Annotated in this window: 13 protein-coding genes; 10 read left to right on the forward strand and 3 right to left on the reverse strand. The window is 39.6% G+C overall.

Annotation, left to right across the window (positions count from 1 at the left end; all coding sequences use genetic code 11):
* Positions 1-32: 32 nt before the first annotated feature.
* Together GD002_RS14850 and GD002_RS14855 are read right to left on the reverse strand one after the other, a co-directional pair.
* Positions 33-530, reverse strand: a complete 498-nt coding sequence (locus GD002_RS14850; RefSeq protein ID WP_153733147.1) for a TRAP transporter small permease — start codon at positions 528-530, stop codon at positions 33-35.
* 14 nt (positions 531-544) lie between these two features.
* The gene (locus GD002_RS14855; protein ID WP_153733148.1) at positions 545-1,555 is read right to left on the reverse strand and encodes a TRAP transporter substrate-binding protein; all 1,011 of its coding nucleotides are present in this window, start codon (positions 1,553-1,555) and stop codon (positions 545-547) included.
* A 617-nt stretch (positions 1,556-2,172) separates the two neighbouring features.
* On the opposite strand from GD002_RS14855, the gene GD002_RS18225 reads away from it, so the two are divergent.
* The 3 genes from GD002_RS18225 (at position 2,173) to GD002_RS14870 (ending at position 3,133) form a co-directional block, all read left to right on the forward strand.
* The gene (locus GD002_RS18225; protein WP_194841626.1) at positions 2,173-2,484 is read left to right on the forward strand and encodes a nuclease-related domain-containing protein; all 312 of its coding nucleotides are present in this window, start codon (positions 2,173-2,175) and stop codon (positions 2,482-2,484) included.
* 200 nt (positions 2,485-2,684) lie between these two features.
* Positions 2,685-2,900, forward strand: coding sequence for a topoisomerase DNA-binding C4 zinc finger domain-containing protein (locus tag GD002_RS18230; RefSeq protein WP_408020100.1), 216 nt, complete (start codon positions 2,685-2,687; stop codon positions 2,898-2,900).
* The gene (locus tag GD002_RS14870) at positions 2,897-3,133 is read left to right on the forward strand and encodes a hypothetical protein (RefSeq protein WP_153733150.1); all 237 of its coding nucleotides are present in this window, start codon (positions 2,897-2,899) and stop codon (positions 3,131-3,133) included. Before GD002_RS18230 ends, GD002_RS14870 begins: the two co-directional genes overlap by 4 nt.
* A gap of 67 nt (positions 3,134-3,200) precedes the next feature.
* Here GD002_RS14870 and GD002_RS14875 read toward each other — a convergent pair whose 3' ends face one another.
* Positions 3,201-3,551, reverse strand: a complete 351-nt coding sequence (locus GD002_RS14875; protein WP_194841627.1) for a helix-turn-helix transcriptional regulator — start codon at positions 3,549-3,551, stop codon at positions 3,201-3,203.
* Positions 3,552-3,723: 172 nt separating this feature from the next.
* Between GD002_RS14875 and GD002_RS14880 the strand changes: the two genes are divergently transcribed.
* The 7 genes from GD002_RS14880 to GD002_RS14910 all read left to right on the forward strand — a co-directional run bounded on the left by GD002_RS14880 (position 3,724) and on the right by GD002_RS14910 (position 11,786).
* Complete coding sequence (locus GD002_RS14880; RefSeq protein ID WP_153733152.1) at positions 3,724-4,494, forward strand: conserved phage C-terminal domain-containing protein; 771 nt, start codon at positions 3,724-3,726, stop codon at positions 4,492-4,494.
* Positions 4,495-5,772: a replicative DNA helicase gene (locus tag GD002_RS14885; RefSeq protein WP_153733153.1), complete on the forward strand. Its 1,278-nt coding sequence runs from the start codon at positions 4,495-4,497 to the stop codon at positions 5,770-5,772. It abuts the gene before it with no gap.
* On the forward strand, positions 5,772-6,206 hold the full coding sequence (locus tag GD002_RS14890; RefSeq protein ID WP_153733154.1) for a hypothetical protein: 435 nt from the start codon (positions 5,772-5,774) through the stop codon (positions 6,204-6,206). Before GD002_RS14885 ends, GD002_RS14890 begins: the two co-directional genes overlap by 1 nt.
* A 1,156-nt stretch (positions 6,207-7,362) precedes the next feature.
* Positions 7,363-8,271, forward strand: a complete 909-nt coding sequence (locus GD002_RS14895; protein WP_153733155.1) for a LysR family transcriptional regulator — start codon at positions 7,363-7,365, stop codon at positions 8,269-8,271.
* Between the two features lie 499 nt (positions 8,272-8,770).
* Positions 8,771-9,037, forward strand: coding sequence for an acyl-CoA dehydrogenase family protein (locus GD002_RS14900; RefSeq protein WP_153733156.1), 267 nt, complete (start codon positions 8,771-8,773; stop codon positions 9,035-9,037).
* A gap of 241 nt (positions 9,038-9,278) precedes the next feature.
* Entirely contained in the window at positions 9,279-10,520 is a 1,242-nt protein-coding gene (locus GD002_RS14905) for an MFS transporter (protein ID WP_194841628.1), read from the forward strand.
* A gap of 21 nt (positions 10,521-10,541) precedes the next feature.
* Positions 10,542-11,786 carry a serine hydrolase domain-containing protein gene (locus GD002_RS14910; protein WP_153733158.1) on the forward strand — a complete coding sequence of 415 codons (1,245 nt, stop codon included), beginning with the start codon at positions 10,542-10,544 and terminating at the stop codon, positions 11,784-11,786.
* The last annotated feature ends 43 nt before the right edge of the window (positions 11,787-11,829 follow it).

The following is an 11,829-nucleotide window of genomic DNA, read 5'->3' on the forward strand; positions in this document are numbered from 1 at the left end:
ACAACATCAACCTTTCTTGGAAAGTTCCTCTCTTATGCTTCTAAAGGGTCTTTTTTCGTTGTGAATAGATCAAGAAACAATGAGAGAGTGTGAATGACCATCCCTGCAAAGCCTAATGGTATTGCCAAATACGGATAGAACATTGCAATCCCAAGGGCAGGAAGTTTCTGCAAGAATACAGAAGGTACAGATATCCATTGGAATGCCTGGTAAAATACGTACACACTAAAAATGATAATTAGCATAAATCCAATTGCCAACAAAATTTTCCGCAAGGTATCGCTTAAACGATCTAAAAGCAGAGAAACGGCAGCAGCCTGCTGCCGTTTAATACTCATACTTCCTCCTACAAAGGTCACCCAGACTAGAGTAATAATGGCCAGCTCTTCTGGCCAGGATAGTGGGCTATTGAAAAAATAGCGGAAAGTAACTCCGGCTGTAATGGATATCAGCATGACCGTCATAAGAATGATGGCAAGAAAGCTTTCGAATTTATATACCGTGTCGCTCAGCTTTTTTATAACATTCATGGCTTACACTCCTATTACTGATTTTCCTCGATGAATGACTTGATAATAGTGTTCTTGGCGGAATATTCTTTATAGATTTCATCAGCAATTGATATGAGTTCATCAGCATTTTTCAATACATTAACTTCTAGCCCAGTCTCTTTTGCCTCTTCAACACGTTCATCTTCAAGTTCGATGCCCTTTTGGACCCCCCACTCTACAGCTGCTTCCATAGCTTCAGTGACGATTTTTTGATCTTCTTTACTCAATTGCTCAAAGACAGATTTACTACCCAGAGCTACTTCTGGAAAAACAATATGGTTGGAAAGTGTCAGGCTTTCTGCGATTTCATAATATTTTTGAGCAAGAAGTGCATCCAAATCTACATCAATACCATCGATTACCCCTGTCTGTAGCGAAGTATATACTTCAGGTAGTGGCATAGGCGTTGGGCCTGCTCCGACTTTCTTCCAAAAATCTTCGAACACTGGACTTCCGGGAATACGAAGTTTTTTCCCTTTTAAATCTCCTGCTGAATCTACGGAACCCGACTTAAGCAAGATGTGACGACCGCCAGCAAAAAAAACATCAAAGCCTTTCAATCCTTGTTCGTCTAAGTCATCCAACATTTCTCTCGCTGCATCGCTCTTTCTGGCTTCACCGGCTTCGTTGAGATTTTCGAAAAGAAAAGGCATGAACCATCCATTCATCGATTCGGAACGGCTGCTCATATATCCATTACTTATAAAAGCAAAATCAAGAGTTCCTGTTTCCAATTGTTGCACCATATCCTTTTCGCTGCCCAGTTGAGTGGCAGGGAAGAGATCAACCTTCATTCGGCCGTCACTGCGTTCTTCAAGTTCTTCTTTAAATTTTTCAGCAGTCAAGTGTTTGACATGTGTCTCTTGTGTTTCATGACCTAATTTGAATGTGTAGGTTTTTCCTTCATCTTTTACGGAACCCTCCGCTTCGGTAGAATCATCTCCGCAAGCTGCAAGTAGAGAAATGGACAAAAGTAACATCATGGATACGAATATCTTCTTCATGAAAATCCCCCTTTAATTAAATTGGTAGCGTTTACAAATGAATTATTAAAGAAAAATAAATTATTATCATAATCCTCCTTTTGATATCAATATTGTTTAACAATATTGTATTTGTTTATTATGATATGAGAAAAATCATAGTAAGTCAAGAGTATTTTCTGAAATATGTTTCTATTGTTTTAGATTCCTTTCTTGTATAATTTTCTTGCAAACAGGCATCTATACATTTCTTGTGTGAAAACATTTACTAATTTAATATTGTGCTTGAATCATGTTGTTTAACAATCAATAACAGGAAGATCTAATAACTGATCATTAGAAGAGCAAGTAGTTGAATACAGTTTTTAAGATTTTTCTGTTTTGCGCAACTTGTCTATCGGTCTCAATATTTTACGGAATTTTACATATTGAAGATCAGTGATGGATGCATAAAATCAAAAAAATAAGCAGAGAAAATCGTGGAGATATTGTTACCTTTAACAGAAATGATACGGACATTCGTCAATACACCAGTACTCTGGCTGTTGCTGCTGATTCTAATTATCAGCGTTTGGTCCTAGCGCTGCATGCCCGTTTGGAGAGGAGTGTAGGACGAGAGTTCCGTTAGAAAAAGATTGGTGGGTCCCGGGGATGAGTATATCGTATTCCATGATCTTTACGTACCAAATGAGGAGTACGGTGTGATGCAGATCGACCAACTTGTCGTCTCGCTACACAGATCGTTCGTGATTGAAACGAAGCATTACAGCGGCTGGATCTTCGGAATGAAAAGCAGAAATGCTGGACGCAGGTCGTCTATAAGAAAAAGCAGTGCGTGTATGATCAGATCAGACAAGACTATGAGCCTATCCAGGAAATCAAAGCATATTTGCATGAAGCATGCTTGCCGGTCCATTCCATCATCGCCTTTTCAGACAGCACCGAATTAAAATTCAAGGAATCTTTCCGTACCCTAAAATTCGTCCATTTCAAGCAAGTGCTGCTGACACTTAAAGGATATGACCACCAAGTGTTAGTCGCAGGTGTTCTTAATATGATACATCTTTGCTAAACTCAAATCATCACACTCGATAAAAAGGAGACCAGGCAGATACAAAAGGAACAGGTAAAACAAGTAAAAGCAAAACAGCTGGCCCCTTCCGTCCGAAAATCCAAAAAAGCAGCTGTAGAAAGTGCTCCGGCAGCAGTTCAGGTATCAAGCGGTCGGGAATGCCCGAAATGTGGCGGTAGCCTAATTCAAAGAAAAGGGAAATACGGTTCGTTCATCGGTTGCAAAACATTCCCGTCTTGCCGATATACAGTCAAAATGTCTGTATCCGCCAAAGAGAAGATGGATGAAACATGACAGTGAATGAATACGAAGAGTTCCAGAAGCTGATTGGAATGGGCGAGGAACTGAACTTCTATTACCGAGGTGATGAATACTGGATCAGTCATACGCCAGGCAAATCGTACTTGACCAGATCCGAGGATTCATACAGCCAGGAATTCAGCAGTCATGAACAGCTGTTTGAGCGGGGGATGATTGATAGAATACATCTTTATGATCTGTTAAATGAATTAGTTTGGCAAACCTAGAAAATAGAGAAGACAAACACAAAACGAGCCGGAAGGACCTAACCGTCCATTCAGCTCATTTTTTAGCTTATCCTGCATCGGCATCATGAAGTGTTCCTACCGGCAAAATTACATAAATATTAGCCCCGGGCCCCTGCGTATCCGGCTCGGTATACGGAATTCGCCTAATCATCTCTAGCTTAATCAGCTTTCTGATTACCCGCCGAATCGTGGAATTCGATACGCCCAATTCCTCCTCCATCTCCCGCTGCGTCAAATGTGCCACCAAGAATGGACCGGAATGCGATTGAATCAATTCGAATACTGCCCGGTCTGTCCTGTTCGTCTTCCTCCAGTTCCTCTCCAAATGCTGTCGGACAGCCAGATCCAGCTCGTTCCCGTTGGTGAATGTTGTATGGCCTGCTAAATGATTTGTCATATTGTCACTCCTTTTCTCTCTATATAGCCGGAGGGCCGGAAAAGGATACACAGATGACAAGGTACTGATTTTTTTTGACCCCATCTGTATCCTTTTCGCAAAATCCCACTATATAGCGTGCAAGAGGCACAAACAGCCCCTTACATCAAACAGAATAGGGAGGTTCACCACAATGAATTTACTAATCAATGAATCACCATTGCTTATCTTGCCGTCGCTAGTAAAGCAAGTAGGATTGAACGAAGCGGTCTTTTTGCAGCAATTACATTTCCGGTCACTTATTTCGCAGCGTATCTTTGAAGGGGAAAAATGGGTGTATAAAACCTATGAAGACCGGGGCAATGAGTTCCCGTTCTGGTCGCGCAATACGATCCGGCGTATGATAGGCAACTTGGAGGCGAAAGGGTATTTGATTTCCACATCCGAACACAATCGGATAAAAGCGGACCAAACGAAATGGTACCGTGTCAATTATGCCGCTGTCGAAAATTCCTCCGCTCAAGACGGGGACGAGTTTCCGGAACGGGCAACTGTAGCTGTCTATGGTGAGCAGCTGGAACTGACTAAATCGGGCAGTTCATTATATAAAGAACGTAAGAAGGTTAAAAAAGATATCGTCGGGCTTCACCACGACGAGATCATGATGATCATCGAATACCTCAACCTGAAGACCGCTAAACAGTTCAAGGCGAACGCGGCATCCACCAAGAAACTCCTGAATGCTCGGCTGAACGAAGGGTATTCAGTGGAAGACTTCAAACGAGTCATCGATTTGAAAACAACCCAATGGCTGCAAGATGAGAAATTCCGTAACTACCTGAGGCCTTCCACTTTATTCAATGCAAAAAACTTTGAGAACTACGTGAACGAAGATGCGCCAATACAAAACGAGACGCAGTCCTTGCTACCGTTCGAGCTGGATTTCACGAAAGGGGAGAAATAGATGAGCAGTGAACTGGCTGAGAAAAGTCTACTTGGAAGCATGTTGAAGGAGAATCATTTTATCTTGGATAGCGGTATTCAGGCGGAGTATTTCCAATCCCATATCCATCGCATAATATTCAGTGCCATGTGCGAACTTGCCGGCATGAATAAAGTGGCCGACTACATCACCCTCCTGACTATCCGGGAACCCGCAAGACTAGGGGGAGCGAATTATTTGGCGGAACTCAAGAACTTTGCCCATCCTGCCCGCTTCGATGAATACAAGGAAATTATCATCAGCAAATGGAAAGTGGCAGAGAAAGCCAGATTGCTGCAACTGGCGCAGACAGATAACTGGTCCATTGCGGAAATCCAACAGTCATTCGATTCTCTGCAGGATAAGAATACAGAAAGTTTGGAAACGTCCTTGAAGAACGAATTGATCAAGCAATATGAAAGACCATTCGAGCCATTGGATGAAAATATCGGCACGACGACGGGGCTTGCTGCCTTGGATCAGATACTGAATGGATTTCAAGACAGTGAATTCATCGTCGTAGCGGCGAGACCATCGATGGGGAAGACGGATACACTGAACCATTTCGCATTGAATGCAGGCTGGGCCGGTCATCTGCCGATCATCTTCTCGCTCGAGATGAGCAGGAAATCGATGATTGACCGACTAATCGCTGCAACAGCAGGTTACAGCCGGCTGCGTATGCGGAATCCTTACCGGCATTTTACTGACAAGCAAAAAGAATATTGGGGCACCGCAATGAACCGGCTGGATGACTCAAATATCCATATCGATGACAGAAGCGCCTTGGAAGTGAGCCAGATTAAAGCGAAAGCAAGGAAAATCATCAAAGAGAATTCGGATAAACACCCAATTATTTTCATTGACTATTTGCAGATTATCCGGCCGAAAGGGAATCCAAGCAACCAAACGCAGATCATTGGCCAGATCAGTGTCGACCTGAAGAATATGGCTAAGGAATTCAATTGCCCGGTTGTCGTACTGTCGCAACTGTCGAGGGCGGTCGAACAGCGGCAGGAAAAGCGTCCACTCATGAGTGATCTGCGTGACTCCGGGAATATCGAGCAGGATGCAGACGTTGTGGCGTTCCTCTATAGAGAAGATTATTACCAAAAGAGATCAGTTCCGTCAGATAAGCTCGAAATCGAAATTGCCAAGCACAGGAACGGTCCGACCGACAGAGTGACTGTTTCGTACGTCAAAGAGATGGGAATGCTGAGCGATATCGAACAGACAAAATGTATAGGGAGTGGAGCGTAATGGAAATCACAGTCGGGGAATTTTTCGAATTCACGGTTGAAATGGACATGAGTCTTGTATCGCACAACATTTACTGGGCGCTCTTAAACGGCAAAATCGGAGTGAATGACGGTGTGGAAAAACTGAAGAAGGTGAAATCCGACGAGGAGGCGGTCCTCCACTTGCATAAAGCTAATGTATTAGGTATTGGACGAATTAAGCTTTTTGCAATCAAGACCAAGACAAAAGACTGGTTCGCCTTCTACTTCGCTGAACATTCGTTAGATGTCTTCCGACTACATGAAGAGAAATTTGGGGAGTACGAAGTGGATATCTTAAACGCCAACCGTCTCGCGTCGAAAGTGATGGCTTCTGCTGAAAACGGGAAAGAAGAGTTCATGTTCGAACGGAAGAAACTGATATATTTCCCGATTTTCCAATACTCACTTCTCTAATCACAATGTCTGTACTATTTCCAAGGGCTGTTTTAATTTGTTTGATATTTTCTTGAAGACTTTTATGTAGCGGTATCTCGGACTGAGCTTGTTGTGGGATTGAGTTTTTTTAAAAAGATTCTTTTAGGGCGTTTGATGTCCATTTTTCAAAAAAGATCATCTTTTCCTTCCCTCTCCGTATATACACTTCATTTCCTAAAGTATTTCCGATGGAATTCTTTGTTATACGCGGGAAGATCACCAAGTCAAAATTAATCATCATAATCTGAAAAAACTGTAAAACAATTAAAATGTAATACTGGAATATATAGAATAAGATTTGAAATTACAATTGAATCAATTATAGGTTTAATACAATTTAGTTGACATGTTGTTTCTTAAATTTAGTAATACTATTAAGTTAAATGAAAGTTTATACAAACCAAATAAGTTCCAAATATATATATATTTTCCTTACACTTAAATTTGTGATAGAATTTGTTGAACCTGACTTAATAACCACCAGTGCTTGGTAACCGGGCCCCAAAAAAATGAAGAAATACTGTCCTCTGGACGCTATTTTTCCGAAATCAACAAGAAATCCCCACTAGGCGCACCGACCAAGTTGAGTTACAGCACGATGATGGTGAACGCATTCGCATGGTATATTGAACGAATTCCAATTCAGAATTACATAGGGAATGCGATAGCGAAGAACCCCAGACCTGCCCAGGATAAAACCGCGATGTCACCGCCCTACGATTCATTCCAGAAAACTTTTAAAGTTAGGGTGTAAGAGAAAAAAACACCGTTAAAAGCGAGCGTAGACGTCACTACATACAAGAAAAATTTCAATATTCTGTTTCGCCTCCTATTGCAACTTAGGCATCTCGTGAACAACGATACCCTTAATAAATTCCGTGTTACAAAAAAAGGATATTTTATTTAATAATATGCATAATGTTTCTAGAAAAAAGTAAATTACTCAGTAGTTTAATTCGTTATGATATAGATACTCTGATCACTTCAAGCCGTTAGAAGAGTATGAAATATTTTTTTTATAGTAATAACTTACAATTAAATCTTATTAAATCAAAATCAAGCTGTTTTCCGTTCTTGAAAGAGGTTTCATCCAAGGGTATCATTACTTATAAAAGAAACGAGGGGGAAACAGAGGATGAATATTGAGCAACTGGAGTATATTATTAAAGTAGCTGAGACACGCTCTATTTCTAATTCATCAGAAAGTCTTCACGTATCACAGGCGGGCATTAGTATGGCTATTACAAGCCTTGAAAAAGAATTGGGTATTAAAATATTCAAACGTTCACGAACAGGTACGGTGCCAACGGAAGAAGGAAGAGAGATTATTAAAACGGCCTATGAAGTTGTGAATAAACTGCAAGAAATAAGGGAAAAAGCCCAAACACATGTAGATATAATGGAAAAGGAATTAAGTCTTTCCGCTACACAAGGCTTATTTCTATCAATTTTGCCGAAAGCGTTAGCTTTGTTTAAGCAAAAGTATCCAGATGTGAACATAATTATTGAAGAAAAAAGGGGCCATTGTGTCATTGATGATGTTAAAAACAATAAAGTCGATTTAGGTTTGATGCAAATTCCGAAAAAAAAGCCTATGGAACAGGAGTTAGAGTTTCGTACATTGCTGCAAACTAAGATTGCTATCACTGTAAGTAAGTATTCTCCACTAGCCAGTCGTAAAAGTATCAGTTTAGAAGAAGTGATTGATCAAGATCTCGTCGTATATAACGGACCAGACATGCAATATTTTATAAAATACCTTTTTCAGCATTACGGAAAAATGAATGTTCTCTTCTCTACAAATAATACAGAAATCATGAAAAAGACGGTTGCTGAAGATCTGGCTATTGCCTTTTCTTATGATTTTGGAATCAATCATGATCCTTACTATCTAAGCGGTGAACTTGTGTCCGTTCCTCTACTCAATTTAAAACATGATACTTTAGAACTGGGATGGATACGGTCAAGTAAACACCGTCTCTCGAAAGCTACGAAAGAGTTTATTAAGTGTCTGGAACTTCTTACATCTCCCTACAAAAATTAGTTCGCTCATTTTCTTCAAAAGCCTCCTTGGAATGAAATTAAGAACGTTTCCATCTCCGAATTTGAAAAGGTCTGTTATATATAAAGATTAGATCATTCCCCAACCAATATAAAATCTCACATAAAAGCATTCAGATAGGCTTTCTTGTGGGACTTTCTTTTCGCTAAAAAGCTCATAATGAAGTCTGTTCTGTCAAGTCATTATGACTTGTTAGAAAAAATTAAATGATGAGCAAAAAACAGCTCTTCTGACAGATTTTATATTTGTAGTCTTGAAACTTCAAATGGTTATAAATTTTAATTAAGTAAACATAAACAAAGGTTAATTTACATCAATAAAATTTATATTTATAATTAACAGAACATTAAAATATTTGGCGGGGTATTTTAATGCTTTATAGCTATAAAAGTATATATACATTTTTTGAGTAACAACGATCGTATGTAAGTAAGCACAGAATAACATCTAAAGAGAAAACTTTTAGAAAGAAGGAGAAACTATGATCACAGCAGTTGGAGAAGATGTTGAAGTGATTTACGCTAAATTATGTAAATTTATTCAAGATGAATTGCTGCCTTATGAAGGCGAACACAACTTGAATTCTGAAGAGGAAATCCCGATGGAAGCCATTAGATGGGTAAGAGAGCGTTCTCGTGAGTTAGGTTTTTATGGGGTAAACCTCCCTAGAGAGCTTGGAGGACAAAACCTCAGCCTTAAAGGGGAGAAGCGGCGTGATTGGAATGCTAAAAGAGGGAGCCAGTTGTAGCAAAGAAGAAATCATAAACTTTTGTCGTCAAAAAACATCCAATTATATGGTGCCTAAAGCCGTTTATTTGCGAGAAGCGTTTCCATTTATTGCCCTTAGAAAAATTGATAAAAAAGAATTAAAGAACATGTATTCATAAGAATCAATAGAGATTAGTTAAAGAGAGCCGGGGATTTTTATCTTATTCCTGTCTGTAAGCTCTCTTATTTTGTAAGCGCTTTCTAAAAAAGGAGTGAAAATGATGGTGAGTTTAACAGGTAGAAAACGAAAAGTAGTGATTATGATTCTCCTGTTTGTGGGAATGATTATAAGTTTCTTTGACCGATTGGCTATTAATGTAGCAGCTATTCCGATTGAAAAAGAATTTGGGCTCAATCCCTCACAGGTAGGTTTATTAATAAGCGCTTTTTTCATTAGTTATTCACTTATGCAACCGCTTGGTGGATGGCTGACAGATAAATATGGCCCTAGGATATTAATCGTAATCTCCCTTGCAAGTTGGTCGATATTTACGGCTATGACCGGTTTGGCATGGTCTTTTGCTTCATTGTTGTTTATTCGCTTTTTATTCGGTATAGGAGAAGGACCTTTTCATTCGGCAGCAGTAGCATCCATACATGAAAACTTTCCTGAAAAAGAAAGAGGGAGGGCGAACTCTTTCTTTTTGTCTGCACAAGGTATTGGCGGTGTTTTAGGGAGTGTAGCAGCTGCAGCAATGGTAGTTGCACTTGGATGGAGAGGAATGTTTGTTAGCCTGGGGGTCGTTGGCGTTTTTGTTGCTCTTATTTTTTGGATCGTTTTGAAGCCAAGTGATGCCCAAGCAACTAGTACAAGTATCCAACATAAAAAAAAGGTTCCCTTACGCCTCATATTCAAGATAGATAATATATGGAAAATTATTTTCGCTAAATTTTTTTCAAATGTCGTTAGTTGGGGATTAGTTTCTTGGATGCCGATATACTTGGTAAAAGAAAGGGGAATTGACCTTGTCTCCGCAGGAGGATTAATGGCTATTCCTTATATCTCTAGCTTTCTCATCATGAATTTGAGCGGTTGGCTTCTTGATAAGGTTATGGTAAGACGTGAGAAATATTTGATTGGTATTGGCTCACTTCTCGCAGCAGTCTTTCTTTATTGTATGTCGATAGCTGATTCTGTAACTCTCTTTATCACATTCTTTACATTTGCCTCTATATCTATATCTTTTATTGGAACAGGACTTTTTACCATTGTTTTGAAATATGGACCAAAAGAACTTATTGGTTCTGTCACGGGTCTTGTTACATTTTCCGGTCAAATCGCCGGAGCGGTTTCTCCGGTGGTGATCGGTTTGATTATAAGTCTATTTAATGGCTCTTATGATGCAGCATTCTGGTTCTTGGTCGCTTCTGCCATACTTGCTGCTATTAGTAGTCTTACAATAAAGAATGAAAAAAATGATACATCTTCACCTGAATATTCTATAAGTAAAACACATATCTAAATAGGAAAGAGGTTGTGAAAAATGAAGAATAGCTTTAAGAGACCAAAAGAACCGTCTAGTAATCTTGCTGAAACAACAAGTAATAATTCTTATTATAAGGAAGAAAGTGTTAATCTTAATGATTGGATGAAAGAAGAAAATCTACGATGGACTCTTCATCATACTCGTCAACTGAGACCTAGCGTAAATGTTTGGAGAGGAGACAGTGCACCTACGCCACTCATACATGAATTACACGACTTAGACGATCTTTCAGTTAGTGGCATGGATGGGCAGATTACTTCGCTTGTGGACATACTTAAGCAAACAGATACAGATGCATTTCTTGTGATGCATCAGGGTAAGGTTGTTTATGAAAAGTATTTTGCTGGGATACAATCATATTATCCGCATGGTTTAGCTTCTGTGACCAAGTCATTTGTAGGCATTCTAACAGCAATGCAGCTGCATAATGGAAATATCCAATTAGATGACACAGTTGAAAAATATATTCCGGAGCTCTCTGGCAGTGCTTTTGCAGACGCAACGATCCAACAGCTTTTGGATATGCAAGTAGTTTGTCAATACCCTCAGCTATTTCCTCAAGCTAGTTATATTGATAATCAACTGCAGATATTGTTAATTGCTGTTGGCGCCCAGATGGCAGAGAACAACTATATTGGTCCAAAGACAATCTATGAGTTTCTCTCTTGTACGAGCAAAGCAGTCGATCATGGCACTAAATTTCTTTACAGTAATGGGCCAACAGAAACATTAGGGTGGATTCTTCGGCGAATTAGTGGGAAAACTCTTGCAGAATTGCTAAGTGAACAAATTTGGTCAAAGTTAGGGAGTGAGGAGGATGCTTATTTCACGATAGATAAGGTTTTTACGGAACAAGCTTCAGGTGGTTTGTATGCTACTCTTCGTGACACGGCCCGCTTTGCTGAAATGCTACGTAATGATGGTTTCTACAACAAACAGCAGATTGTCCCCAAAGAGGTAATAAGTGAGATACGAAAGGGAGGCAATTTAAAACTATATACAGCCAGCGAATCTGTAAAGTATAAGCCGAGATATTCCTATCATAATCAATGGTGGGTAAATCATGGAAACAAATATGGGGCATTTGAAGCTCACGGAATATTTGGTCAGCGTATCCATATTGCTCCTGAAGCGGAAATGGTGATTGTACAGTTTTCAAGCTATTCCGATCGTCAAAAATATAACGATTCATTCAAACTGTTTGATAAGGCTTTTAGTGATATTGCCGATCATTTCAACTAACGTTCTATGGCAATATCAGCTTAAAAATCCTCTATTTACATTT

The organism is Sporosarcina obsidiansis (assembly GCF_009651005.1).
GTDB classification, from domain to species: domain Bacteria; phylum Bacillota; class Bacilli; order Bacillales_A; family Planococcaceae; genus Sporosarcina; species Sporosarcina obsidiansis.